Source organism: Priestia aryabhattai B8W22 (genome assembly GCF_000956595.1).
Lineage (GTDB): Bacteria > Bacillota > Bacilli > Bacillales > Bacillaceae_H > Priestia > Priestia aryabhattai.
This window is the reverse complement of sequence record NZ_JYOO01000050.1, coordinates 1-25662: the sequence shown is the minus strand read 5'-3', so window position 1 is coordinate 25662 and position 25662 is coordinate 1. Positions and strand designations below refer to the sequence as shown.

At 39.2% G+C, this 25662-nt stretch carries 32 protein-coding genes and 1 pseudogene; 24 read left to right on the top strand and 9 right to left on the bottom strand.

Annotation, left to right across the window (positions count from 1 at the left end):
* Positions 1-232: 232 nt before the first annotated feature.
* Positions 233-397, top strand: a complete 165-nt coding sequence (locus N178_RS27285; RefSeq protein ID WP_162871488.1) for a hypothetical protein — start codon at positions 233-235, stop codon at positions 395-397.
* An 81-nt stretch (positions 398-478) separates the two neighbouring features.
* Here N178_RS27285 and N178_RS24420 read toward each other — a convergent pair whose 3' ends face one another.
* On the bottom strand, positions 479-733 hold the full coding sequence (locus tag N178_RS24420) for a hypothetical protein (protein WP_013057893.1): 255 nt from the start codon (positions 731-733) through the stop codon (positions 479-481).
* A gap of 362 nt (positions 734-1095) precedes the next feature.
* Here N178_RS24420 and N178_RS24415 point away from each other — a divergent pair, with 362 nt between their 5' ends.
* The 7 genes from N178_RS24415 (at position 1096) to N178_RS27280 (ending at position 7681) form a co-directional block, all read left to right on the top strand.
* Positions 1096-1902: a cell wall hydrolase gene (locus N178_RS24415; RefSeq protein ID WP_045295422.1), complete on the top strand. Its 807-nt coding sequence runs from the start codon at positions 1096-1098 to the stop codon at positions 1900-1902.
* Between the two features lie 582 nt (positions 1903-2484).
* Complete coding sequence (locus N178_RS24410) at positions 2485-3435, top strand: ABC transporter permease (RefSeq protein WP_045295421.1); 951 nt, start codon at positions 2485-2487, stop codon at positions 3433-3435.
* Positions 3428-4375 carry an iron chelate uptake ABC transporter family permease subunit gene (locus N178_RS24405; protein ID WP_045295420.1) on the top strand — a complete coding sequence of 316 codons (948 nt, stop codon included), beginning with the start codon at positions 3428-3430 and terminating at the stop codon, positions 4373-4375. Before N178_RS24410 ends, N178_RS24405 begins: the two co-directional genes overlap by 8 nt.
* A complete protein-coding gene (locus tag N178_RS24400) occupies positions 4369-5127 on the top strand; it encodes an iron ABC transporter ATP-binding protein (protein WP_045295419.1) in 759 nt (252 codons plus the stop codon). The genes N178_RS24405 and N178_RS24400 overlap by 7 nt, the downstream gene beginning before the upstream one ends.
* Positions 5128-5151: 24 nt before the next feature.
* On the top strand, positions 5152-6105 hold the full coding sequence (locus N178_RS24395; protein ID WP_045295418.1) for a siderophore ABC transporter substrate-binding protein: 954 nt from the start codon (positions 5152-5154) through the stop codon (positions 6103-6105).
* A 326-nt stretch (positions 6106-6431) separates the two neighbouring features.
* Positions 6432-7286, top strand: coding sequence for a manganese catalase family protein (locus N178_RS24390; protein WP_045295417.1), 855 nt, complete (start codon positions 6432-6434; stop codon positions 7284-7286).
* A 254-nt stretch (positions 7287-7540) separates the two neighbouring features.
* Complete coding sequence (locus N178_RS27280; protein WP_169746700.1) at positions 7541-7681, top strand: hypothetical protein; 141 nt, start codon at positions 7541-7543, stop codon at positions 7679-7681.
* A gap of 468 nt (positions 7682-8149) precedes the next feature.
* Here N178_RS27280 and N178_RS24380 read toward each other — a convergent pair whose 3' ends face one another.
* From N178_RS24380 to N178_RS24370, 3 genes are all read right to left on the bottom strand, one after another.
* Entirely contained in the window at positions 8150-9229 is a 1080-nt protein-coding gene (locus tag N178_RS24380; protein WP_045295415.1) for a PrsW family intramembrane metalloprotease, read from the bottom strand.
* Between the two features lie 252 nt (positions 9230-9481).
* Positions 9482-9730, bottom strand: coding sequence for a hypothetical protein (locus tag N178_RS24375; RefSeq protein WP_045295414.1), 249 nt, complete (start codon positions 9728-9730; stop codon positions 9482-9484).
* Positions 9731-9752: 22 nt separating this feature from the next.
* Positions 9753-10367, bottom strand: a complete 615-nt coding sequence (locus tag N178_RS24370) for an NAD(P)-dependent oxidoreductase (RefSeq protein WP_045295413.1) — start codon at positions 10365-10367, stop codon at positions 9753-9755.
* 535 nt (positions 10368-10902) lie between these two features.
* Between N178_RS24370 and N178_RS24365 the strand changes: the two genes are divergently transcribed.
* The gene (locus N178_RS24365) at positions 10903-12390 is read left to right on the top strand and encodes a hypothetical protein (RefSeq protein ID WP_045295411.1); all 1488 of its coding nucleotides are present in this window, start codon (positions 10903-10905) and stop codon (positions 12388-12390) included.
* A 109-nt stretch (positions 12391-12499) separates the two neighbouring features.
* Positions 12500-12670, top strand: a complete 171-nt coding sequence (locus N178_RS27275; RefSeq protein WP_169746699.1) for a hypothetical protein — start codon at positions 12500-12502, stop codon at positions 12668-12670.
* Here N178_RS27275 and N178_RS24360 read toward each other — a convergent pair.
* Entirely contained in the window at positions 12640-13362 is a 723-nt protein-coding gene (locus N178_RS24360; RefSeq protein WP_237758600.1) for a DUF421 domain-containing protein, read from the bottom strand. The genes N178_RS27275 and N178_RS24360 overlap by 31 nt on opposite strands.
* 326 nt (positions 13363-13688) lie before the next feature.
* On the opposite strand from N178_RS24360, the gene cspD reads away from it, so the two are divergent.
* Positions 13689-13886 carry a cold-shock protein CspD gene (gene cspD, locus N178_RS24355; RefSeq protein ID WP_013057877.1) on the top strand — a complete coding sequence of 66 codons (198 nt, stop codon included), beginning with the start codon at positions 13689-13691 and terminating at the stop codon, positions 13884-13886.
* Positions 13887-14128: 242 nt separating this feature from the next.
* The gene (locus N178_RS24350; RefSeq protein ID WP_045295409.1) at positions 14129-15706 is read left to right on the top strand and encodes a peptide chain release factor 3; all 1578 of its coding nucleotides are present in this window, start codon (positions 14129-14131) and stop codon (positions 15704-15706) included.
* Between the two features lie 98 nt (positions 15707-15804).
* Here N178_RS24350 and N178_RS24345 read toward each other — a convergent pair whose 3' ends face one another.
* Positions 15805-16131 (bottom strand): DMT family transporter, encoded by a 327-nt coding sequence (locus N178_RS24345; RefSeq protein WP_013057875.1) that lies wholly within the window; start codon positions 16129-16131, stop codon positions 15805-15807.
* A complete protein-coding gene (locus tag N178_RS24340) occupies positions 16128-16661 on the bottom strand; it encodes a TetR/AcrR family transcriptional regulator (protein ID WP_045295408.1) in 534 nt (177 codons plus the stop codon). The genes N178_RS24345 and N178_RS24340 overlap by 4 nt, the downstream gene beginning before the upstream one ends.
* Before the next feature lie 228 nt (positions 16662-16889).
* Here N178_RS24340 and N178_RS24335 point away from each other — a divergent pair, with 228 nt between their 5' ends.
* Positions 16890-17465 carry a poly-gamma-glutamate hydrolase family protein gene (locus N178_RS24335; protein WP_045295407.1) on the top strand — a complete coding sequence of 192 codons (576 nt, stop codon included), beginning with the start codon at positions 16890-16892 and terminating at the stop codon, positions 17463-17465.
* Here the strand turns inward: N178_RS24335 and N178_RS24330 are convergent.
* Positions 17416-17962: pseudogene (locus N178_RS24330) on the bottom strand (HAD-IIIA family hydrolase). The gene N178_RS24335 and the pseudogene N178_RS24330 overlap by 50 nt on opposite strands.
* Positions 17963-18110: 148 nt before the next feature.
* Here N178_RS24330 and N178_RS24325 point away from each other — a divergent pair.
* Entirely contained in the window at positions 18111-19433 is a 1323-nt protein-coding gene (locus tag N178_RS24325; protein WP_045295406.1) for an AlbA family DNA-binding domain-containing protein, read from the top strand.
* 157 nt (positions 19434-19590) lie between these two features.
* Positions 19591-19737 carry a hypothetical protein gene (locus N178_RS27270; protein WP_169746698.1) on the top strand — a complete coding sequence of 49 codons (147 nt, stop codon included), beginning with the start codon at positions 19591-19593 and terminating at the stop codon, positions 19735-19737.
* Positions 19738-19774: 37 nt separating this feature from the next.
* On the opposite strand, the gene N178_RS24320 is transcribed toward N178_RS27270, so the two are convergent.
* Positions 19775-20218 carry a hypothetical protein gene (locus N178_RS24320; RefSeq protein ID WP_045295404.1) on the bottom strand — a complete coding sequence of 148 codons (444 nt, stop codon included), beginning with the start codon at positions 20216-20218 and terminating at the stop codon, positions 19775-19777.
* Positions 20219-20336: 118 nt separating this feature from the next.
* Here N178_RS24320 and N178_RS24315 point away from each other — a divergent pair, with 118 nt between their 5' ends.
* The 9 genes from N178_RS24315 (at position 20337) to N178_RS24275 (ending at position 25656) form a co-directional block, all read left to right on the top strand.
* The gene (locus tag N178_RS24315; RefSeq protein WP_045295403.1) at positions 20337-20555 is read left to right on the top strand and encodes a DUF1659 domain-containing protein; all 219 of its coding nucleotides are present in this window, start codon (positions 20337-20339) and stop codon (positions 20553-20555) included.
* 15 nt (positions 20556-20570) lie between these two features.
* Positions 20571-20783, top strand: coding sequence for a DUF2922 domain-containing protein (locus tag N178_RS24310; RefSeq protein WP_013057867.1), 213 nt, complete (start codon positions 20571-20573; stop codon positions 20781-20783).
* A 55-nt stretch (positions 20784-20838) separates the two neighbouring features.
* Positions 20839-20976: a YvrJ family protein gene (locus N178_RS24305; RefSeq protein ID WP_013057866.1), complete on the top strand. Its 138-nt coding sequence runs from the start codon at positions 20839-20841 to the stop codon at positions 20974-20976.
* Between the two features lie 84 nt (positions 20977-21060).
* A complete protein-coding gene (locus tag N178_RS24300) occupies positions 21061-21474 on the top strand; it encodes a BlaI/MecI/CopY family transcriptional regulator (RefSeq protein WP_013057865.1) in 414 nt (137 codons plus the stop codon).
* 3 nt (positions 21475-21477) lie between these two features.
* On the top strand, positions 21478-22329 hold the full coding sequence (locus tag N178_RS24295; RefSeq protein ID WP_045295402.1) for a M56 family metallopeptidase: 852 nt from the start codon (positions 21478-21480) through the stop codon (positions 22327-22329).
* Positions 22330-22365: 36 nt separating this feature from the next.
* Positions 22366-23073, top strand: a complete 708-nt coding sequence (locus N178_RS24290; protein WP_045295400.1) for a DsbA family protein — start codon at positions 22366-22368, stop codon at positions 23071-23073.
* Positions 23073-23483, top strand: coding sequence for a disulfide oxidoreductase (locus tag N178_RS24285; RefSeq protein WP_045295399.1), 411 nt, complete (start codon positions 23073-23075; stop codon positions 23481-23483). Before N178_RS24290 ends, N178_RS24285 begins: the two co-directional genes overlap by 1 nt.
* 939 nt (positions 23484-24422) lie before the next feature.
* Complete coding sequence (locus tag N178_RS24280) at positions 24423-24905, top strand: DUF2243 domain-containing protein (protein WP_045295397.1); 483 nt, start codon at positions 24423-24425, stop codon at positions 24903-24905.
* The gene (locus N178_RS24275) at positions 24898-25656 is read left to right on the top strand and encodes a cytochrome c oxidase assembly protein (RefSeq protein ID WP_045295395.1); all 759 of its coding nucleotides are present in this window, start codon (positions 24898-24900) and stop codon (positions 25654-25656) included. The genes N178_RS24280 and N178_RS24275 overlap by 8 nt, the downstream gene beginning before the upstream one ends.
* Positions 25657-25662: the final 6 nt, after the last annotated feature.

Genomic DNA, 25662 nt, shown 5'->3' with positions numbered 1-25662 from the left:
TAAGAAGCAGCTTTTTTTACGTGACAGTTTCAAACTTCAGGGTGTGAGGTGGGATAGTTTTTGTTTACCCGTCTATATCTAAATAAAACAATCTAAATGATAATGAAGTAGAACTTATTTATTCCATTTGTTTATAAATTGTTTAAATATAAGATGAAGCCGTTTAGCTTTGGAAAATAAGGGAAGAGACATACTAACTTGTCTGTGTATATTTAGAAAAGGAGGGATAAAGATGTCGTTAGCTCATTTTGATGATATTTCAGAAATTTGCTATGCATGTGAAAAACAGCCTCTTGGGAAAAGACAAAAACGCATTGGCGTATGGACGGAAAAAGAAATGAGAAAGCCTACTGAAGAGAGAGTCGAAAATCAGAAGGTGGTCGCACTTTCTCGTTAACGTAAAAAAGCCTTTAGCTCATCTAAAGGCTTTTTTACGTATTGGCGTTTGGACATGTGTGAAGGGGCATAGAGGCAATCGTTATAAATCTTCTAGTCTTTGAACTTTTTTGCCTTCTATTTTATGCTGTTCCATCGTTTCTTTTAACTCCTTGTTCGCCGTTGTCATCGTTGTTTCATTTGTTACGCCCATAAATGACCAGCCGTGAGATTCAAGCCAGTACTTGAATTCCCGCAAAAACTCCTCCTGCGTTCCTCCCGTATGATAAAAAGCTCCTTGAATCGTAATAGCCGGTTTTTCCGTATTATACGTTACATACATTTTATTTGCACACATCCAAATAGACCTCCTCTATTAATAAACAAACGTAAATTGACAAAGAAGCGCTGAATCATTCCTCAATAGTTACACTATTTCTCTATTTGACTGCTGTTTTCCTTTTTATCTCTGCGATTAATCATAATTAAGTCAAGTTTTTTACAGAAAGAGGAATGTAAGTAAAGAGATAAAAAGCTCGTTTCGCAATGAAATCGTCATATTTCTACATATTCTTTAAGGGTCATGTAAAAGTTGTAACATAATGAATGGCACTGTAAGAAACTTAATCCAATTAGAACAAATGTTACTGTTTTTTTTAATGAAAAGGCGAATCTATGTGCTAAGGTAATAACAGGTTCAAATTTTAGGAGGTAGTTTTTGTGAGTAAAAAACGTGTAAAAAAATGGGCAGTTGCTTCTGCAGCGTCTGTAGCATTTCTAGCAAGTCAAGGAACAGCATCAGCAGCAGCTTCGCACAAAGTCGTAAAAGGAGATACCTTGTGGGGGCTTGGCCAACAAAATGGGGTTACGGTAGATGAGCTGAAAGGTGCTAATAACCGCCAAAACGACATGATTTACGTTGGAGAAACATTAACGATTCCTGACCAGGGACAAGCACAACCTGCCGCTAGTCCGGCAACATCTGTACATACAGTAGCACAAGGCGAAACGTTATATCATATTGCAACACAAAACGGCATGACTGTGGATCAGTTAAAAGCTATTAACGGTTTACAAAGTGATATCATTACCATCGGACAAACATTAAAACTTCAAGGAGAAGCACCGGCGCCGGCACAACCTGCTCCGTCTACATCGCTTTCTGCACAAGATCAAGATTTACTAGCTAGATTAGTAGAGGCAGAAGCAAAAGGTGAGCCGTACCAAGGAAAAGTAGCGGTAGCAATTGTGGTATTAAACCGTGTAGCTTCACCGGAATTCCCAAATAACATTCACGACGTTATTTATCAGCAGCTAGGAAACGGTGTATATCAATTTTCGCCAGTAGCAAACGGAGCAATTAATCAGCCTGCATCAGAAGAATCAAAACGAGCGGTAAGCGAAGCATTATCAAACCCGCATGAAAACGATGCGCTGTTTTTCTATAATCCAAAAATCGCTGAAAGCCAATGGGTTGCAACGCAGCAAGTAACGGCAGTTATCGGAAACCATGTATTTGCAAAATAAGTAGATTCCTTTCAAATATAAACATATATTTCATATATATGTAATTTTGATACAAAAAGGTTGCGACAAAAGTATTTTGCTTAAAGTTAAATCCGAACTATTAATAGTTCGGATTTTTTTGTTGTTATGGTGAACGTAGATTTCATGTCTGCAGTGGCTTCTAGCTGTTGATTAGAGGGCAAGGCCAAGACTCCTGCGAAAAAAAGAGGAAGAGGTGAGATCGCAGGAGCGTAAGCGACGAGGAGGCTCATCGGCCGCCTGCTGAAATCAACAGCGGTGTACTAAGCGATTCATGCTAGCTCATGTATCCCACTTATTCGTCTTTAGATTAGAGTAATGAAGCTATGTCTCAATCCTTTTTTATATGAAGAGAGAAATAGCTATTTTTAAGTCTAATTGAATCTTAAAATGCCTCAACAGATCCATTTGTTAAGGCATTTTTTTGCTTAAATTTTAAGAAAACCATTGATTATTTAGAGAATAATGATATGATAAAGAAAGTCAATTGATAATGATAATCATTTACACGTGATAAAGGAGGAGATAATTAGACTTATAGCGGAAAGAAAGGAGTAAGGAAAGTTGAAGTTTTATCAGTTAATTCTTGTGTTTGCTGTACTAGCGGTTTCGTCTCTTTTTATAGGAGTACAAGATCTGTCAGCGATGGATCTGTTTCATTTAAGCAAAGAAGAAAGCCAAACGCTGTTTTTTAGTCGTTTTCCTAGGCTCTTGAGTATTATTATGGCGGGAATGAGCCTTAGTATTTGCGGATTAATTATGCAGCAAATTACGCGAAATAAGTTTGTATCTCCAACAACCGCAGGAACGATGGACTGGGCAAGACTTGGTGTGTTGATTTCTCTACTAGTATTTGCTTCAGCAAGTCCTCTATTAAAAATGAGCATTGCTTTCATTTTCTCACTCGCGGGCAATCTATTGTTTATGAGAATACTAGACAGAATTAAATTTAACGATACGATTTATATTCCACTAGTCGGTTTAATGCTCGGCAGTATCGTAAGTTCCTTGGCTACCTTCATCGCCTACAAATACGATTTGATTCAAAACCTTTCTTCATGGCTGCAAGGAGACTTTTCGCTAGTAGTCAAAGGGAGATATGAACTTTTATACCTGAGTATACCGCTCTTAATAATTGCTTATCTTTACGCAGATAAGTTTACGGTTGCTGGTATGGGAGAAAGCTTTTCAATCAACTTAGGCGTGAAATACAAACAAATCGTAAACATTGGATTAGTCATTGTTTCGCTTATTACGTCGATTACGATTTTGACCGTTGGCATGCTGCCTTTTTTAGGGTTGATTATCCCAAATATCGTATCGATTTACCGTGGAGATCATTTGCGAAAAAGCCTGCCTCATACAGCGCTGCTTGGAGCTGTGTTTGTACTTGCGTGCGATATTTTAGGCAGAGTCATTATTTTCCCTTATGAAATTTCCATTGGGTTAATGGTGGGTGTAATAGGAAGTGCGATCTTTCTTTTTATGCTGATAAGGAGAGGTCGTTATGCATAACAAACATAAAATCATCATTCTGGCCGCGCTGGCCGTTTTATCAGCGGCGCTGTTTATCAGCTACGATTTAGGCTACTGGCAGTACACGCTGCCGCGAAGAATTGAAAAAGTTGCGGCGATTATCTTAACCGGAGGAGCCATTGCGTTTTCATCCGTTATCTTTCAAACGATTACCAATAATCGAATCTTAACTCCTAGTATTCTAGGACTGGATTCACTGTATTTATTTCTGCAAACGTTTATTGTGTATATCTTTGGCTCGACGAATATTTTCATCATGAACAAAAATCTTAATTTTCTTCTTTGCGTTTCGCTGATGATTATCTTTTCGGTCTTGCTTTACATACTGATGTTCAAAAAAGCCGGTAAGAATATTTTCTTTATTTTACTGGTTGGAATTGTGTTCGGCACGTTATTTAAAAGCATGTCTTCATTTATGGAAATGCTGATTGACCCGAATGAATTTCAAGTTGTACAAGATAAATCATTTGCAAGCTTCAACAATGTTAATACCGATTTGCTATACATATCAGCGGTCATATTTATCCTGCTTGGCATTTACGTGTGGCGCTTTACATCCATTTTTGATGTCCTGTCGCTGGGAAGAGAACACGCGGTAAATTTAGGTATTGATTATGACAGGCTCGTCAAAAAAATGCTGATTGTGATTGCCATTTTTGTCTCAGTGGCTACGGCGTTAGTTGGGCCGATCACCTTTCTTGGACTGCTTGTTGTGAACCTTGCAAGAGAGCTGTTCAAAACGTACAAGCACACCTATTTAATGATGGGATCACTGCTGCTTAGTGTTATAGCCCTCGTCGGAGGAGAATTTATCGTTGAAAAAGTGTTCACCTTCAGCACCACGCTGAGCGTCATCATTGACTTTGCCGGCGGAATTTACTTTATTTATTTGCTGCTAAAGGAGAATAAATCATGGTAGAAGTAACAAATGTAAGTAAAACATACGGAGAAAAAACCGTTTTAGAAAAAACATCCGTCGTGATTCCAAAAGGGAAAATCACGTCATTTATCGGCCCAAACGGAGCGGGGAAAAGTACGCTGCTTTCCATTATGAGCCGTCTCATTAAAGCCGACTCAGGGTCAATATCAATAGAAGGAAAAAATATAGAGAATATTGACAGCTCAGATTTAGCCCAAAAAATGAGCATTTTAAAACAGTCCAATCAGCTGAATATCAGGCTTAGCGTACGTGAACTCGTCAATTTTGGCCGCTTTCCTTATTCAAAAGGCCGGTTAACAAAAAGCGATGAACAAGCGGTTGATCAGGCGTTGAGTTATATGAAGCTTGAAAGTATTCAAGACAAATACTTGGATGAACTGAGCGGTGGACAGTGTCAGCGAGCTTTTATCGCTATGGTCATCGCACAGGACACGGAATATATCTTCTTAGATGAACCGCTCAATAACTTAGATATGAAGCATTCTGTTGAAATTATGAAGCTGCTGAAACGTCTCGTAGAAGACTTAGGCAAAACCATTGTGATTGTCATTCACGATATTAATTTTGCGTCTGTCTATTCGGATTACATCGTGGCGCTTAAAAACGGTGAAGTGATCTGTGAAGGCCCAACAGAAACCATCATTCAAACATCCGTATTAAAGGATATATACGATATGGATATTCCAATCGAAACGGTTGGCGGACAGCGTATTTGCGTGTATTTTTCATAAAATTTATTTCATGAGGTGACGAAAGTGAAAAAAGTGTTAGTAATGTTTGTAGCAGTCTTAACTGCGATTGTTATAGCTGCTTGCGGTAATCAAGGAGCAAAAGAAACAAGTGGAGAAAGTAAACAAAAAGAAACGGTAACAGTAACCGATCAGTTCAATAAAGACGGAATTAAAATTGAGAAAAATCCTAAAAAAGTTGTAGTATTCAGCATGGGTGCACTTGATACGCTAGATAAACTAGGGGTTGAAGTAGCGGGCTTACCAAAACAAGCAATTCCTGAGTATTTATCAAAGTATCAAGATGATAAGTATGCTAATGTAGGAGGCTTAAAAGAGCCAGATTTTGAAAAAATCGCAGAACTAAAGCCAGACTTAATTATTATTCAAGGCCGCCAAGCAGATTCATTTGACGAATTCTCAAAAATTGCGCCGACGATCTATATCGATACAGACAACCAGCACTATATGAAGTCATTTAAAGAAAATACAAAAGTACTAGGACAAATTTTTGATAAAGAAGATCAAGCGAAAAAAGAGCTAGCAGCGATTGATAAGCAAATTGCTGATCTGAAAAAACAAACGGATAAACTAGATAAAAAAGCGCTTGTAATGATGGCGAATGATAGTAAAATGACAGCATTTGGTTCAGGTTCTAAATACGGATTAATCCACGACGTATTCGGTATCAAAGCAGCAGACGACAGCCTGGATCCATCGGCTAAGCATGGTCAAAGCATTGCATATGAATATTTAGTTAAGCAAAACCCGGACTACTTATTCGTCGTTGACCGCGGCGCAGCAATTGGTGAAAAATCATCTGCTAAACAAATTGTTGAAAATGAGTATGTAAAAGAAGTCAATGCAGTGAAAAACAATCACGTTGTGTATCTTGATCCAGGCCTTTGGTATTTATCTGGAGGAGGCCTTGAGTCAATGGCTGGCATGATTAAAGAAATCAAAGCAGGGATAGAGAAGTAATAAAGAAAAAAGAGCTGGTTTAAACCAGCTCTTTTTTGCATCCAAAGTATTCACAGTTACATGACTGTAAAAAGACTGCTACGAGCAGTTTTTTGCTTATAACAAAGGGTGTTATCCACGTGTTTCAATGAAGTTTTCTTTTAACTACCCAGAATAAAAAGGTCGCATATGGAAACAGTAGTCATGTGCACATGTTCGAAAGATGGCACGCTAAAATATGTTAAGAGGAAAAGCAACAGATGCTGTAAGTGAAAATCCTATAGCGGACAAAAATCTAAATAAGTTGGTTCAAAAAACAAGCAATGTCAATAAAAGGAGTGTTTGATATGTACTATTACAAAGAAGGATTAATTAATGGCATTAAACCGGATAAGCCCGACCCAGCAGCCGCGAAGGTACTGCAAGAAGCGTTAGGCGGTCAGTTTGGTGAAATGCGAACGATGATGCAATATTTTTTCCAAAGCTCTAACTTCAGAGGAAAAGAAACGCAGTACCGAGATTTAATGAAAGGCGTTTTTTTAGAAGAAATAGCTCACGTAGAACTCGTCCAAAATACCATTAATGCACTGTTAGATGAATCTGGCGGAGCTGGGGTAGGAAGTCAAGGTTCAGATCAGGCTCCTCTTGATGAAGCTGTAAAACATGCTAATCCTCATCACTATATTATGGGCGCTCAAAGTTCACTTCCAGTGGATGCGGGCGGGAATCCATGGAACGGCTCATGGGTTTATAATCACGGAAATCTAGTAGCTGATTTGCTAAATAACGTTGTATTAGAATCAACCGGTGTTTTACAAAAAACAAGAATATATGAAATGAGTTCTAACCAGACGCTAAGAGAAACGCTAGGCTTCTTAATTGTTCGAGATAATGCTCATCAAAATGCGTTTGCAAAAGCTCTTGAAACATTGGGCGTGGACTGGGGCAAGCTTTTTCCTGTTCCAAATTACGATATTAACAAATACCCTGAATGCAGAAAATTTGTGGAAATGGGGTATCATAACACGCAATTTGATTTTAGGTTAGATCCGCATCGAATGGGAGAAATATTCCAAGGAGAGACGCCAAGCAGAAACGGCGGACACCTAAGCGTCACACCTCCGCCGGAAGCTTTTCCTGTTCCTCACTTATCTGAAATGCCAAATGAGCACGCTCCAGGTCTTGGAGACATGAACGCATAAAAGTATGCAATTTAACTTTAATGAATTAGAGCTAAAGCAAATAAAAAACATTGACTGAGGACTAGTAGTCAATGTTTTTTTTATGTTTCTTCAGCTATCATTCCTCTAAATGCAAGAACATCCCGCCGTTTACATAAACTTGGGATAAGAGGTTGTTTTACATTTATTTGTGAATTTATTTGTTTTTTATAAGAAGAAAAGGGAATACTTTCTTTAATCACTTGTGATAGAAAGCTAATAAGGGGCATGCTGCTATGAGTAGTCAACAAGATGAATTTTTATTTAAACGAGAGCTCTATCGCTTAGTACAAGAATACAAACGCTGTAAAGCTGAAGAAATTAGACAGGCAATTAAAAAGGATATTCTTCTTTTGAAGAAGGTTATAAATAACTAAAATAGGTAGACACCGGCAAAAAAGCTCATGTTAGTCAATAAATGAGCTTTTTTTCCTGCTTTAAACTTGTTCAAACGAATTAGTATGTCTGTAAATGGTCTTGGGAAGAGTATGGATCATGTTAAACAGAGCTAACGCGGTTGTTTCGGATTCTTCATAACGATAAATGATATCGTTTTCAATGTCGCAGATTTGAAAACTGTTTAATTGTTTTGAATAACTTAATGTAAACCTATTGGCAAGAGTATGAGTAATGTCGCTATCTCTATAATTTACTAAATTTGCTATCATGTGCTTAATTTCAGTTAGGTTCATCCACCAAGTCACCCTTTCATGTTATTGAGGTTATCATACCATGTACAGGTAGTTTGAATGCTGTTTTTTACAATTTGTAACAACAATTTTCAAAATGAAACATAAAGGTAATAAAAAGTTAAAACGAGCAGCTAAACACAAGCTGAACATTTCCTATGAGGATGTAGGGTTTTCTTTGTAATAGGTCAACTCCAGCTTTTTATCTGCGATTTCTTTTAGCCCAATACGAATCATACTAAATACCAAAATCCATAATATAATCGTTAAAATCGTATGGCCTGCTGGGAAAATACCTAGTATAGGTGAGTCCCAAAGAGCGTGCATAAAAACGACAAGCAAAAATACACCGAGAAATTTTGGTTTTATCAACATGCTCCACTGAAATTTCTTATCTCCTTGCACGATGCAGATGGCAGCTCCAGTTAAGGCAGCCCAAGCCACATGTCCTCCAGGAGCAAAAATACTGCGCCAGAGTATCGTAGAATAAAGCATGTGAAAGCTGCCGGAAAGAAGTGCTCGCAAAGCATAGCCAGCGGTTTCAAAAGCAGCAAAACCAGCTCCTATTGCAGCTCCTAAGAGAAGTCCGTTAAGGATATATCTATATTTAAGATTGCGTACAAAATAAATAACCGCGATAACTTTAGCCAGCTCCTCACATATTCCAATCACGATCACGTTTGTGTTATTTCCAAGAATATCATAAAACACAAGTGCTAAGAGAAGGGAGAGGATTCCGCCAATAAAAACGACATAAACAATTTTGTAAATAGCAATATTCTGCGGAGCATTCATTTCCCAAAAGAAAATGAGCGTAGTAAATGGAACTGCAAAAGCACCGACTACAATAAGACCGGGTATGAAGTTGATGTTTTCGAACAAGCTTACGCCTAGATATAGCCCTAAGTATGCGACAAGTGCAATAAGAAAGACCCTTGCAAAAAGCCAAGGCTTTGGCCATGTATTTACAACCTCTTCTATTTTAGGAGTCGTAAGCCCTGTTCCTACAATAAAAAGCCGTTCAGCTTCCATTTCACTGTGCTGTCGGAAGACTCGAGAGAATATATTTCGAAATTTAGGTTCAACCGAACGTTCATTTCTTGGAATTTTATCAACACGATGGGCAAACAAGTAGAATATACTGTAGTTTTCATCACGGTCGACGATTTCATGACCGCAATTTAAGCAGAATTTTACCCCTTTCGGATTAGAATAAGCGCAATGGGGGCATTTCATTTATCTTCCTCCTCTTTCTTTTGACGCTTGTCTTACGACATCTTCTACATCTATTATGTGAGTTGATGAAAAAAGCATAAGAGGGTTTGTAAGGTAATTTGCTTAAATAATGGAACGGTACAGAAGCTATTGCTGAAAGAGACCTCATTAAAGCTAAAAAAGGGCTGTGTCATAAGTCGAACATTCGACTTACAGCACAGCCCTTTATATGATTAAAAATGTGGATGTAAGCCTGTTTTCTTTACAATGCTATTACGCAATAAAAAAGCTTCCTGAAATAAAAACGATGACACCAATGACCATCATTAACGTTTCGCGGTCTTTTTTTTCTGTTTTTTTATTAACAGGCAGCAGCGATTTTGAAAGAGGCTTAGCAAAAACAATGACAAGCATGCAAACAGCAGCAAAGATGCCAAGCGCCACCTGAAAATTACCTTCAATAAAGACGCATGCCATTAAAAGTACAAGACTTATTTTTAGAAAAATTTTTGATAGGTTCACTATCAACACTCCTTTAGAACACTTAATACGAAAGACTTAGTGATTTTTTTATATGCCTGTTGTTTTCTACGGCTTGAAGGAGAAAATGAGCGACGTCAGAACGGCTGATGTTGCGTCCGTTTTCTGGTATGCTAGCTTCTCCTATACGATAATACGTGGTTAATGGACCGCTCGTTAGACCCGTTGGCCGAGCAACGGTCCAGTCGAGTCCGCTTACCTTCAAGAGCTTCACGGCTTCGTGATGATCGCGAAGCACATTTTTTAAAATACGCTGAGCAAGCCAGCCCGTCATGCCTGGAATTTCTCCATCGATTCCGGCGGAAGCGGTGTAGGCGATACGCTGAATTCCGTTTTCGTTCATACATTGAATCAGCAGATTTGTCGTTTCTACTAAAAGGGTAGAATGCCCTAGATTTTCTGTTCCAAGACAAGAAATTACTGCATCGCACCCCCGCATGGCCTGACACACTTCATAATAATCAAGCACGTCGCCTTGTATGATGTGTACGTTCGCATGCGTTATCTTAAGCTTAGATGGATTTCGCACAAAAGCTTTTACATAATGTCCGTTTTTCACGGCTTGCTTGATCACTTCTTGTCCCGTCCTGCCGCTTGCGCCAATCAAAAAAATGTTCATACGATCAACCCTTTCGTTTCAATGTAGGTAGTAAAAACGAAATTTTCTTTTACCATAACACATTTTTCACGATTTAGCTTGTCAAAACATAAAAGCTGCTTACGAGATTCACCAAAGTAAGAGGTATCCTCTGTTCTTTTTTAAAACTTATGTCATAGACTGTCTAGAAAACAAAGAAATGTACGAACGGTTTATAAAGGTGTTTAATGCTATAGAAGCGAAAGGGTATTATAAGAATATGGGACGAACAGAAGGGGCGATGCACGATGAAAAAATCGGTAAGCCGAGCACGTGTTATCATAGTACTAATAGGTTTTCCGCTCATCTTTCTTATTATGGCGCTTGTGACCGGTGAGTGGCGATATATGACTTGGACCATTCCGCCTGCGCTGATGTCATGTTGGACGGTAATTTTTGTATTAAGGAAACAAGAAGAAAGATAACAGGAAATTTGAACTATTGCATCGAATTTATAGAAAAAGTATAAAATGATAGAAAGCTATAGTAAGAAAATTTAATGAAGGACGGTGTGAAGATGAACGGACAACAGTTATTGTATGGGTTGCTTACGTCTAAAGGCGAGATCCTAAGAGCTGCTTATGTGTTATGTGACCACCGCATTTATACGGAAATGTCAGCACAGTATCAGCAAACGGAGCATACGGATTTTCAAGCATCATTGGTAGAAGAAATGAAATTGCTTGAGAAACAGCCTGAAGTAGACATGCATCTGCATATTTTGCTTGAAATGGCGAAGTTTTTTGAACTTCCCGTTTCTCATGCTACAACAAATGGCGAGCTGTACGAGTTAAGCGATAACATTGGAAATTTGCTTGTATCTAAATACAATGAGCTGTTTTCAATTGCACGCTGTCATACGCTAGAAGACGTAATGCGCCATCAAATCCGACTGTTCTTTCATCTAATTGATTCGCAATACATGATTGCTACAAATCGTCAGCAAGCGGTGTTTCAGCAGCAGCTGATGAATTGGATTGAGCAGCTTCCTCCTATGTATCAGGAAAGAATGATTGATGTATTAGGAGAATATCAGCAGGAAGCGCTTGTGAAACTGCTGCAAAAAAAAGGGACAATCGAGCTATACAAACAGCTTCCTCCGCACGCATACCCTGCTATTTCAGGCCTTATGGCAACCGTAATGAGTATCTTTATTCCCGTTAATTACCCGCCAGCACTGCTATTTAGTATGAATGCCCCGCTGTTTTTAATGGCGAGCTTTGAAAGTCATGAAATTATTGCAAAACGCAAAGAAGCTGGAACTTTTTTACCGCTGTTATTAGTAGTTGTTCAGCTGATGTGGACGTACAAGCTTGAGCATCAGGATGAGCTATTGAATTATCAGTCTCTGCTGATCAAGTGGTCATCTGTACACACATCGTATCAAGATTATGTAAAAAAGAAAGAGCAGTCACTGTTTGACCGCGAACGGTTAGACAGCTTTATTTATAAAACAGAGCAGTATGTTAAGCAGCTCCGCGCTACGGAGAAAAAGACGATGAAACAAATTGAAACGCTCAAAACAGCCATTCGCCAGCAGCTTGATGAAATGGAGCTCACATCATTAAACGGAGGACTTGTGCTTCAAAAAATGATTGAAGAGCATGAATCATTAAAACAAGATGTAGAAGAACTGCAGCGCAAGCTTTCGATTAAAGGTGACTTCTTCTCTAAAGTAAGGCTGACGTTCCGTTCTGCAGAACGAGCTGTCAAAAGCAAAGTGAAAGAAGTAGAGCGTAAAAAAGTGCTTATGCAAATGACGGACTTTATTTTAGCAAATCGTTTGCCCGTATGCGTGGATATTCAAAATGAAATTTATGATTATCAAGACGAGCTGACGACGACTATTTTTCAAATTAATCAGCAGGTCGAGCTGCTTGAAGAAACAAAACAAAGCCGCCAGCTAGCCGATGCAAAAGTACGCCGCTATGATCAAGAAATAAAGCGATTTGAACGGAACTACTATGGCCTAAAAGAAGGAACCGTTGAAGAGATGGCACAGTGAGACTGAAACAAACGCATTTTATCCGAACGAGTTTGATTCTCTATCAAGAATCAAACTCGTTCGGATTTTTTCATGGTGATCGTGAACATAGGCTAGTTGTTTCTAGCTGTTGATTGGAGGCCAAGGGGAAGACTCCAGCAGGAAAAGCGAAGTAGGTGAGATCCCGCAGGAGCGGACGCAAAGAGGGGACTCACTGGCCGCCCCCGGAAAGCAAAGCCCTGCACCGAAATCAACAGCGATGTCTCAATCTTATTCTCTGTCTGTAGGAGCGGACAGCTGATCTTTATACTCATCTACATAGAGCATGCCGTTTGTTGACACAACTGCATACAGCACTTGGTTCAACTGAAGCTGACGGTTTGAAAGCTCAAGGTTGATCCATTGTTCGGTATATTGAGATGTTAAATTTTTTTGAATAATTTCCCCGTCCATGATGAGTTCTACCGGTAAATTCATTTCTTTAAACGGCTTAGACAAAACGTCCTGTTTGGCAATGTTTTGATAAGCCGTTTTCTTTAACACCGACAGTTTCCCGCTTACTTCTAAAACAGCAAATTCTACTTCAGCAATGTTGAACGTTCCTAGTTCTCGTAAATGCTGATTCAAGTCGTCAATAGAATATTTGACTTTTTTCATATTTGCTTCAAGAAGCTTTCCTTTTTCCATAATAACCGTCGGGCGTCCTGTAATCCATTTTCGCAAGCGCCTGCTTTTTAGAGCTGTTGATGCTAAAAGAAAATGAATGGCTACAAGAAAAGCAAAAGAAGCGAACATCGGCAGAAATTTTAATTTTAAATCAAATCCCATATTTGCGATGAACGACCCAATAATGATGGACATCGCAAATGTAAAATGATTATTATGCGTGTTAATTTGTTTTCCAATCAGGAAAGTTGTAATGCTTAAAATAATAAAAGAAACAAAGGTTCTAAGAAGGGAGATGAGAATGTCTTCCATAGGTTGTGATGTCACCTGCTTTCTCATAAATAGAAAGAGTATCTATCTCTATAGCGTTATCCATTTAAAGGATCGTTATACAAGAAAAAACATCAAGAAGAAGGCGGATAATGCGTTCACATTCGGCAGCTTAAAAAGGGGTAGAAAGGCTGTAGGTAAGGGATAGAAGCAAACAAAAAGAATGTGCAAATTTCTTTGAAATTTTTTGGAGGATTTGTTACAATAAAGGTGCTTATTTTTGTTCGGTAAGGATAGTTCGAAGTGTTCGTCTTGACTTATTGTAAGAGCAGGAATAGAGTAATACACAATGTGTGGATTGTCACACAAGGAGGAAAAGAGATATGTTACAAGGTAAAGTAAAATGGTTCAACGCTGAAAAAGGTTTCGGTTTCATCGAAGTAGAAGGACAAGACGATGTATTCGTTCATTTCTCTGCTATCCAAGGCGAAGGTTTCAAAACTTTAGAAGAAGGTCAAGAAGTTACATTTGAAATCGTTGAAGGCAACCGTGGACCACAAGCTGCTAACGTTCAAAAGTAATTTTTTTTATAAAGTTTAATCCGATCAGCAGAACGTTTCTCTGGTCGTTCGTTAAACTAAACTGGGAGAAGGCCCCTTTTATAAAAGGGGTCTTTTCTTGTTCGCTTTTTACACCTTGTTGACGATTTCTTTGATTTTGCAGAAGTATTCAAATATGAAAAAAACTAGTCACGCAGTATAAAAAAAGCGTATAATGAAATGATGAAAATAGGAATTGTAGAGCAGAAAGGATTTTAAAACGTATGAGCAACCAACTTCAAGGAACGATGGTCGATTCACGTCGTACATTCGCCATTATTTCTCACCCGGATGCCGGGAAAACAACGTTAACAGAAAAAATGCTGTTACTGGGCGGAATGATTCGTTCAGCCGGAACGGTTAAAGGAAAAAAATCAGGCAAGTTTGCTACATCTGACTGGATGGAAATCGAAAAACAACGTGGAATTTCGGTTACATCAAGTGTTATGCAGTTTGAGTATAAAGATCACTTTATTAACATCTTGGATACACCAGGACACGAAGACTTCAGTGAGGATACGTATCGTACCTTAACGGCTGTAGACAGTGCGGTCATGGTTATTGACGGAACAAAAGGGATTGAAGCACAAACGCTTAAGCTTTTTAAAGTTTGTCGTATGCGCGGTATTCCCATCCTAACGTTTATCAATAAATTAGACCGTGAAGGAAAAGAGCCGCTTGAGCTGCTTGAAGAAATTGAAGATGTACTTGGTATCGAATCATACCCTGTAACGTGGCCAATTGGCATGGGGAAACGATTCCAAGGAACGTATGACCGTTTTTCAAAGCAAATTGAAGTGTATCAAGGAAACAAAGAGTCTTATTTTGCAGACTTTGACGGTGAAAATATCGACGATGAAATTAAAAAACACGTCGATGAAATGTATTTACCAGGCTTAGTGGATGATTTATCCCTATTAGATGAAGCAGGTAATGATTTTTCAATCGAAAAAGTAAAGCAAGGCTTATTAACGCCTGTTTTCTTCGGAAGTGCGATTGCAAACTTCGGCGTACAGTCTTTCTTTAATTCATTTTTACAATTAACATCACCGCCACAGCCTCGTGAATCAACGAATGGCACCGTTCAGCCTACGGATGAAAACTTCTCAGGTTTCATCTTTAAAATTCAAGCGAACATGAACCCAGCTCACCGCGACCGCATTGCGTTCGTACGCGTATGTTCAGGGAAATTCGAGCGTGGAATGAACGTAACATTAGCAAGAACGAACCGCAAAATGAAGCTAGCGCAGTCTCATCAGTTCTTGGCATCAAGCCGTGAAACAGTAGACACAGCGTATCCAGGGGATATCATTGGCTTGTATGACTCAGGTACGTATCAAATTGGCGATACAATTGTAGGAGAGGGAAAAGTATTTGAATTTGACGCTCTTCCAAAGTTCCCGCCTGAACTGTTTGTAAAAGTTCGTGCGAAAAATGCAATGAAATCAAAGCACTTTGAAAAAGGGATTAATCAGCTTGTACAAGAAGGAGCGGTACAGCTTTACCGTACGCCGTTCTTTGGAGATTATATTTTAGGAGCAGTCGGTGAACTTCAGTTCCAAGTGTTTGAACATCGTATGAAAGGTGAGTACAATGTCGATCTTGAATTCACGCGCATGTCTCATAACATTGCAAAATGGGTAGACAAATCAACAATTGAAGATCGCATGCTAGATTCTCGCGTGATGCTAGTAGAAGATCGTGATAAGCATTCCGTTCTTATGTTTGAAAACGATTTTGTATGGCGTTTGTTCCAGGACAAATATCCATCTGTTAAATTCCTAGATCCGTTTAATCTATAAAAGAGTATAAAAAAAAGGAAAACGATACATACTACTTTCATAAGTAGACAGTCGATTTTCCTCCTTTGCTTAAGAGTCAGTATTTACTGGCTCTTTTTTTAATGAGCCACTGATTTTAAATTTAAAAGAATGACTCCCGCAATGATTAATACGATGCCAAATACCATCGTAAGACTGCCGCTTTCTTTCCAAATGACTACACCAATCACAGCTGTCACCGCAGTTCCTACACCAGACCAAATGGCGTATGCAACGCTGAGCGGAATGTGCTGAAGCGATGTGGAAAGCGCATAGAAAGCAAGACCAAATCCTAATAAAACACCAAGACTAGGCCAAAATTTTGTAAATCCGTTTGATGCTTTTAACATAGATGTACCAAATAACTCTGAACTAATTGCAATTGCTAAAAATAAATAGGCTTTCATCGAAAACCCTCCTCTGTTAATTTCCGAAGCTGTTGTTGAATCTGTTTTTGCATGTCTGGATCCACGGGTGCGAGCCCAAACATTTGGCTGAACCATAATCCGTCAGCTGCTAAGCGCACGATGGTAGCAAGGACAGGGTTGATACCGTCTTGTTCAATATGCTGCTGCCACTTTTCGTAGTGTTTTTGAAGGTGCTGCAGAAGTTCAGGATTCGTTGCAATACCTGCAAGCAACCCTGCGCTCATCGCTTGTTCACGCTGCAGATCATGAAGCGTCTCAGCGAGATAAGCCCGGCTCCATTTGCCAGGAGCATCATCATGTTCAATTTGCACGTGTAGCCCGTCATCATATTGCTTTGTGACTGAGTACAGCATTTGCTGAATCAATTCATCTTTTGATGAGAAGTGGTACAACAAGCCGCCTTTACTAACACCGGCTTCTTTTGCTACTTTTTCAAGCGTTAAATTTCCCACGCCGTCACGCTGTACAACCTGAGTGGCCGCAAGCAATATATCATCATATGTAGACACATGAATTTCCTCCTTTTTGATTTTCCCTAGAATACTTTACCGTCTGGACGGTTTGTTTGGCAATACTTTTATTTCGAATTTCAAAAATTTTTTTTGCGCACACTAACAGATAAAGTATAAAAACAAAAATAAACGAGTAAACAAAGGGTGAATCCCTTTACTATATGAAGAAAAAGAAAAAATAAAGCCTGGGTATATGAAAGATAAAAGAAAGGTGTGAAGAAACAGATGAGGGACGTGTATCAAAGTTTTCAAGAACTGTCTCAGTGCGAACGAGCGGGAATCGATTACGAAATAAAATGTGTTATTCGCCGGAGAGAAATTGTCGTGCTTGCTATTCACGGAGGAACAATGGAAATTGGAACAGAAGAAGTAGCGGAAAAAATAGCAGAAAAGCTAAACGCAACGGTGTACGTATTTAAAACGCTGAAAACAGAAAATCCGTTTGAATTGCATGTTACGTCTGCAAACTACGATGAAGAAATGGCGCGTCACCTCGTTAAAAAATCAGCGGTCACGATTTCTCTTCACGGTGCCTACAGCGACGTCTCCACGACTTATATCGGAGGAAGAGACGAAAAGTTAGAAAAAGCGGTGCGTCATGCGCTCTCAGGTTTTCCAATCAGTGAAACGCCCGTGCATTTAAAAGGCGTTTCACCTCGAAATATCGCCAACAGCAATCAGCGGCATAAAGGACTGCAGCTTGAAATCACCACTCCTCAGTATGAACAATTATTACAGGATAATCAGCTGTTTAACGAGTATGTGAATGCGGTAGTATCGGCTGTGAACTCAGTGATGTAAAGATAAATTCAACAGCTTCCTGTATATTGGATGCAATAAAAGCTGCTTGTACATCAGCCCATTTTTCTTGTTCATGCAGCGTGTCGTGCCCGGCGCCTGTTAACACTAAAATACATTGAGCCCCTGCTGCACTGGCCGCTGCGAGGTCTTTCCACCGGTCGCCAATCACAATGCAGTTAGCCAAATTTAAGCTGTGCTTCTCCGCTGCTTTTAACAGCATGCCGGGGTTTGGTTTGCGGCACGGACAGGCGTCTGAATCTTCATGCGGACAAAGGTAAACATCATCAAATCCAAAAGCTAAAAGCTCAGAGATAAACTGTGATTTCTTTACCTTTCCTTTGGCAATATCGGGCTGATTCGTAAAGGAAAACAGCGGAATGTTTTATTTCTTTAATTGCTTGCTTCGCTTGGGGAAACAGCTGGAATTCACCTGGATATTGAATGTCATTACTGCCGCCAATCGTTCCGTCTCGATCTAAAAATATCGCTTCAATCATATTATTCACCTCTTTTTCTATCATAATATAAAGAAGGATGAATTTTGAAAAAACTTGTTTTTTCGAAAAAAATAAAAGAAGTATGACTGTCTTTTTACTTCTCATCATATGGATAAGTTAAATAGAAGTGGTGAGGAGGGGAAGACAAGTGAACGAAGAAACGTTTTATTCACCATTTATAAGCGAAGACGGAAAGAAAAAAACAATTGGAGAAATTGAGTTTTCAGATGTGCAGCGCATGATGGAAAAACATTTAGAAGAAGGCTATCAGCTTGAGTTCAAGCGCGAAGTAAGCTCAACGGTCAAACGGAAAATCCCAAATATCATCGCTTCGTTTGCCAATGAAAAAGGAGGGTGGCTTATTTTTGGCGTAGATGAAGACGACCATTCCATTAACCTGCTCGAGCGCAAGGAATATGAGCTGTTTATTAATAATATGCTGAAAGATGTCACCAATCCCATTCCTCGTATCGTTACACGTTTTTTATCACCTGAAGATCACCCCGGGCAAGGTGTTTTTGTTATTTGGATTCCCGAAGGTCCGAACCCTCCGTACATGTCTTACGGGAAAATTTACAGAAGAATTGGAAGCGGCACATCTCCCGTTACGGAAATCGATGATCGCTATCATTTAGATCGTCTTTATCAAAAATCGGAGGACCAAACGCAGCGAATAGAGGAATTTTGCACAAAAGAACTGTCTATCTATAACAGAAAGTGGCCGATGCACGGGAAAAGCTATATTCATTACGGGATGTGTAATATGTACGTGCTGCCACTATATGATTTGCATTTAATCGAACAAATGGAAGAAGAACGGCTAAAGCAATATATTTTAAGCAAGTCTAGCGAACCAAAACACTATCGTTTGGACGACGAAAGTACGGTGATGCTGCATACACCGTTTGTCAAAGCTTCTTATTCAGCGGAATCCATCATTTTTCGAAGCACAGATGTGATTGATGCATATGATAAAACAATTGCGTGGGAGCAGTTTTATAACGGATCAGCTAAGTTTCACATTCCTATTCCGTATATGGAAGAACCAAAACAAATTCATGACGTGCTGAAATCCAGCATTTCAAGCTACATTGATGAGACAATTTTTGAGCAGTTTCAATATATAAACGGACCCATTTTTCTCACATCTTTAATCAGCTGCATCGGCGGATACATCGATTGTATGATGGAATTAAAAGCTGAGCTCGAAGACATGATTATTGTAATTGACTTAGAGAACGTTCGAAACGATGTACTTTACTTTCCGCATCAGCAGTTTCAAACATTTCTAGAAGAAGAGGGGCTCGTCTTTTCAGATAAAAAACAGTATCGGTTTAATCAATCATTTAAAACGACAAAATTAGGAGGAAACGTCGAGCTTCTTGCCTACGTTGATTATATCGTGACAGCTTTTGGCCTTTCAAAAAACCAGTCCATGGACTTTCTTAAACATTCGTTAAATCTTGGATAAAATATACAATTTTTTGACAATAGCTAAAAAAATGACAAAAGTGAAAAAAAGTATGATAATATCTTTCGTAAGTAATGAGCAAGTAAAAAAGAGAAAGGGGACTCTTTTTTACACATGCCGTTGCTAGGTAGGGTTAAACATAAGGGGAGAAAAGGCAATGAAAAAAGCGACATCCATACTTCTAATTGTCCTAGCACTGGCTGGATTAGGAGGAGTATGCGCTGCTTATTACCATTTGGAGCAGCAAAAGCAAACGAAAGAAATGACGTATGAACAGAACTACATAACCGTAAGAAATGCATGAAAAAACCAGCCGATCGGCTGGTTTTTTGGGTTTCAAGTCATAGTAAGTAAAATAATGATTTTGCTTGTTCAGTTTTTTTAAATAATTCCAATGATGTATAGACGCAAAATAGAAAGCCAACGCTTGAAAAAACAAAAAACAAGCGGAGAAAAGGGCGTTTTTTCTGAATGCGAAAGTACGTAAAAACAACGAGTGAACATACAAGCAGCACGCTCATAGCAGCAAATCGAATTGCGAGGTCTGCTAAATCATCAACCGTGCTTTGAAACAGTTTTAGCGTTTCATCGTTCAAATCAGTCTCAGGAATGTTTGTTTTGTCTTGCTGATTTAACACCCCTACATCCCATTTTTCTCGACTATAATCATGAGAAACCGTGTAGTAAAACGGACCAAACTTTTTTTCATCTGCACCGTCATCAGCAAGTGCTGAAGCTGGATGCATGAATGCTAGAACAAAAAATAAAAAGCTCCACTTTCTCATTACCAAAGCCTCTTTCTAACTCAGACTATCTCCCATTATAAACCAAAAATTTTTATGTTTCCATCATCCCTCTTTCCTATTTCAATTTCTATATATAAAGTGAAAGGGGGAATAAAAGATGGCAGAAAAAATTCAGTATTTAAGCCAGCTTCGCTTAGTATTAGAACAGGGAATAAAAGAGGATGGAAAACCCGATTTAAAGACAAGATCCTATATGAACATTCAGCCTGGAAGTTCTGCAGATGCACTCATTACAGCAAGCGAAACCATCGCTAGCCTGCAGTCGCTGCCGCTTGTTGAAATCAACGAAGTTGTCACGTTTTCACTTTTAAAATAAGAAAAGAGGTAGAGTATGAAAACTTTAACGATGCAGTTTTTGAATGAGTCACAAAAAGCAGTAAGCCTATCGATTGAATCACCAAAAGATACGTTAGACGCAGCAGCCATCACAGCAGCAATGAATGCGCTGATCGCAAGCGATGTCTTTACTTCAAGCGGCGGAGCGCTCGTTGCCAGAAAAGGCGCCCAAATTGTCGAGCGAAATGTAACTGAATTTACGATTTAAAAATGAAAGTCCTTCCACTTCGGTGCGGAGGGCTTTTTTAAAAGGAGAGAGGAAGATGACAGAGTGGTTTACGCTTGTTTCAGACGTTGGTTTTCCTGTTGTGGTGACGCTTTATTTACTTCACCGAATCGAAGCCAAGCTTGATACAGTTGTGCTGTCCATTCAGCATTTAACCGATGAAGTAAAAAAGTGATTATGACAATTGTAAGGCGGTTGTCATGGAAAAGTTGACGGATTTGACACCTCACACTACAATTAGTAGTGTGAGGTGTCGAATATGAAAATTGAAAAATTCAAATTTAACGAAACCGGCCTTAATCGCTTTTTTGGCCCGCTTGAAGCAAAAATTATGACGGCTTTATGGAACGGAAGTGAAATGTCCATTAAAGACGTGCAGCACGTGCTTGAGAAAGAAAAAGCAGTTAACTTCAACACCGTTATGACCGTTATGAATCGATTGGTGGAAAAAGGCGTGTTGCAAAAGCGCTTAAAAGGACGTACGTCGATGTATCAGCCGATTCTTTCTAAAGAGGAATTTATCGACGCTCAGTCGAAAGAGTTAACGCACGAATTGATCGATGAATTTGGCTCGCTTGCTGTTACTCATATGCTTGATGCATTAGAAGAAGTCGATGATTCACTGTTAAGTATGCTCGAATCAAAAGTCAAACAGTTAAAAAAGGATGAATAATCAATGAATCAAGGAATACTAAAGCGTTCTAAGCTTATTTTTAACCTGTGCTTTTTTATTGCCGTGACGTTGCTTATGCAAATGGGCATGTATGTGCTGCATTTGCTGTTTGGATGGAATTTATCGTTTAACTTAATTTTACTTTGTAACAAAGTAGCCCACTTTTTCGGCCTGTTTTTTATTGAATACATGCTGAATGCCGTTATTTTTCACACGATGTTTGTGCTGTTCATTAAAGCTGTAAAGCAAGTGATTCAAATGAGGAAAGTCCGCCAAATGATTACGAAGCTGCGAGATGAAACAACAACGGCTGACCTGCAAAAAGCGTATGGAAAGGGTTTAACGGTCTTAACAACAGATCAGCCTATTGCCTTAACGATGGGGCTGTTTACACCGCACATCGTCCTGTCTACAGGATTGCTGTCGGTGCTTGATGAAAATGAACTAGAAGCCGTTATTTACCATGAGCAGTCACACGTTGCAAACAAAGACCCGCTCAAAACGTTTTTACTAAGCACGCTTGCCTCTGCACTATGGTATATTCCGTTTATTAAATGGAGCCATAAACGCTTCAAAGTTATGCGTGAAGTGCTGGCTGATCAAGATGCTATTGTGAAAAACGGCACGCCTGCTCACATCGGCAGCGCGCTTTTAAAAATGGTGAAAACGGGACAGGCAAGTCTTTCATGTGCACACGTATCGTTTGCTGATACGTCAGTTAATTATCGCATTCAATATATTTTAAATCCGGAAACGAAAATGCCGATGCAGCCTCCTGTTGTTTTAACGCTGACGTCGCTATACGTGTTTTTTATTTTGTGTGCGCTCATTTTTACAGCTCTAACAGCTTTGTAAGTTTGGAAGAGAGAAAGAGAAGAAGGAGATGAGGTTGTGTCAAAAGCAAAGAAAAAGAAAAAAGTAACGCCCAATCAGCAAACGTCCTCAAGCAAGTGGATTTTTTGGGTGATTGGAATTATTGCGGTCTGTATTTTAGGGTTAATCGTCCTTTCGAATATGTCAAAGGGCGGAGGAGATGAAAAGGCCGCTCTTACATATGATAATCAGCCGTATCTTGGAAAAGAGTCAGCTCCGGTAGAAGTGGTAGAGTTTGGAGATTACAAATGCCCGGCTTGTAAAAACTTCACGAAATCCTTTTTCCCGCTGATTCAAAAAGATTATGTGGATACAGGTAAAGTGAAATTCTACTTTATGAACTATGCGTTTATCAACAACGATTCTTCTCGTGCAGCAGAGTTTGCCGAGACTGTATACAAAGAGCTTGGAAACGATACATTTTGGAAATTCCATGAGCTTCTTTATAAAAAGCAAAACGCAGCGGATGAAAAGAAAGATGTTTTAACGGAATCTTACTTAGAAAATACCCTGAAAGAAGTATCTGGCGATGCCGATGCGAAAAAAGTAGCAAGTGCATTCAAAGACGGAAAAGGAAAAGATGCGTTCAATCAAGATATGAAGACAGCCAACGACTTAGGCATTACGGGTACACCAACGATTTATGTAGGCGGCAAAAAATTTGAAGGAAAAACAATCGATGATTTTGATCAAATGGTCAAAGATGCGGCTAAGGAGAATAAATAATGAACAAGTCTTTGGTTTTCGGGTGGCTTACAGCGCTTGTCGCGATGCTTGGAAGCTTAACGTTTAGTGAAGTTCTTCACTTTATTCCGTGTGAACTTTGCTGGTATCAGCGAATTTTAATGTATCCGCTGGCGATTGTGCTAGGTGTAGCCGTGTATCGGAATGATACGTTCATCTACAAATACGTCCTGCCGTTTTCTGTGATTGGTATGGCGCTTTCAGGCTATCATTATTGTCTGCAGAAGATACCGGCTCTTAAGGCATTTGAAACGTGTACAAGCGGCGTTCCATGCTCAGGTCAATATATTAACTGGCTTGGGTTTATCACGATTCCTTTTTTAGCATTTATTGCCTTTACCATTATTACAATTATGATGCTTGTTCTTCGCAAGCAGGCGAAAAAAGCTTAACCTCCGGGTTAAGCTTTTTTATATGGAAATAAAAAAAGGCCCGCTCATAAGAAGCGGGTGCAAATAGGGTACATCTATGAAAAATGATGAAATTGTTTTGACAAGAACAGTATATAAAAGAAAAGTGAAAAAACGGTGAAAAGAGAAAAGCTTTTAGAAAAAATAAGTGAAAAAATATGCTTTTCTTATAAAAAAAGCCCCGCTTACAAAAAGCGGGGAATAAATAGGGGTCATTTATGAAAAATGATGAAATTGCTTTGACAAACTTAGTATACAAAAGAAAAGTGAAAAAACGGTGAAAAGATGGAAGCTTTTAGAAAAAAAAAGACCTGTTTTGGGGAAACAGGTCACTAGAAAGGGAGTAAAACTATGAAAAAATATGCTAATTGGCTTTACACTTACTATCTTACCGCCGAATAGTGAAAAAACAGTGAAAAGAAACATCAAACAAAAAAAGACCTGCTCTGGGGAAGCAGATCTTCAAAAGGAGTAAAACTATGAAAAAATATGCTAATTGGCTTCGCAAGTACTATCCTATACCTTTATGGTGAAAAAACGATGAAAAAGAAGCGGGATATAAAAAAAGACCTGCTCTGGGGAAGCAGATCTTCAAAAGGAGTAAAACTATGAAAAAAATATGCTAATTGGCTTCGCAAGTACTATCCTATACCTTTATGGTGAAAAAACGGTGAAAAGAGAAACGGGATATAAAAAAGACCTGTTTTGGGGAAACAGGTCTTTAGAAAGGGAGTAAAACTATGAAAAAATATGCTAATTGGCTTCGCAAATACTATCCTATACCTTTATGGTGAAAAGATAGTGAAAACGATATTAGGATATAGCTCCTATTTTTCCATATTATAGATTTATTTCTCTTTAATAGGGTATACGTTCATTAGAATCGATATAAACTTAAAGAATTGGCAGGGAGGTATAGATATGGAAAACAAACACGAAGCAACTGCAAATCAGCGCGTGGTTCACCGCGCTCGAAATAGCTGGTCAGGCTTTTTGTTTGGCGTAGGGTTAGCTGCTTTTATTGATGAAGCAGTGTTTCATCAGCTGCTTCATTGGCATCATTTTTATGATAAGTCCACAACGGCCGCTGGTTTAGTGTCGGACGGTTTGTTTCACGCATTCAGCTGGTTCGCTACAATTGCATCACTTTTTATGGTGGCAGATCTCAGGCGCCGGGGCGGCTGGTGGGTGAAAAGGTGGATAGGAGGAGTATTGCTTGGAGCCGGGGCGTTTCAGCTTTATGACGGGACCGTGCAGCATAAGCTTATGGGACTTCATCAAATCCGGTACGGAGTGAAGATTGCACCTTACGACATTACGTGGAATGTACTTGCATGTTTGATGCTGCTTATTGGCATCATTTTAACATGGTTTACACGTAAACAAGGTGCACATCATGATTAAATATGAAGTATTATCTCAGCTTGTATTAGCCCTGCCTTTTGCCGCTGCCTTTTTTTTATACATGTGGGCTGTAGCATCTTCAAATGCAACGTATAGAAAATGGTCATTATATAGGACGTTCAGCTGGACACTTGGTATTTTATGCGCCATATCTTCTGTAGCAGGACCGCTCGCAGCCCGTGCTCATATGGACTTTACCGCGCATATGACGGGGCATTTGCTTTTAGGTATGCTAGCTCCGCTTTTAATGGCGTTAGGAGCACCTCTTACGCTGCTGCTTCGCACGCTTCCGGTTCATGCAGCCAGAAAAGTGTCAAAACTTTTAAAAGGACGGTTTGTTCGGTTCATCAGCAGTCCGGTGACAGCTTCTGTTCTTAACGTAGGAGGACTTTGGATTCTTTATACAACAAGTCTGTATGGCATGATGCATCACTCTTTTTTCGTGCATGTCGCTGTACATATTCACGTGTTTTTAGCCGGCTATGTATTCACCGTATCGATGATTTCAATCGACCCTTCGCCCCATCAAAAAACTTTTACGCACCGAGCATCCGTATTAATAATTGCGCTTGCCGCTCACGGTATTTTATCAAAATATGTGTATGCTAACCCGCCTATGCACGTTTCGGCGGAAGGGGCGCAGCAAGGGGCTATGCTGATGTATTACGGAGGCGATTTAATTGACTTATGTTTAATTGTGCTTCTTTGTTATGAATGGTTTAAGAGAGTTCAAAAAGTATCTCTTACATAAAAAAAA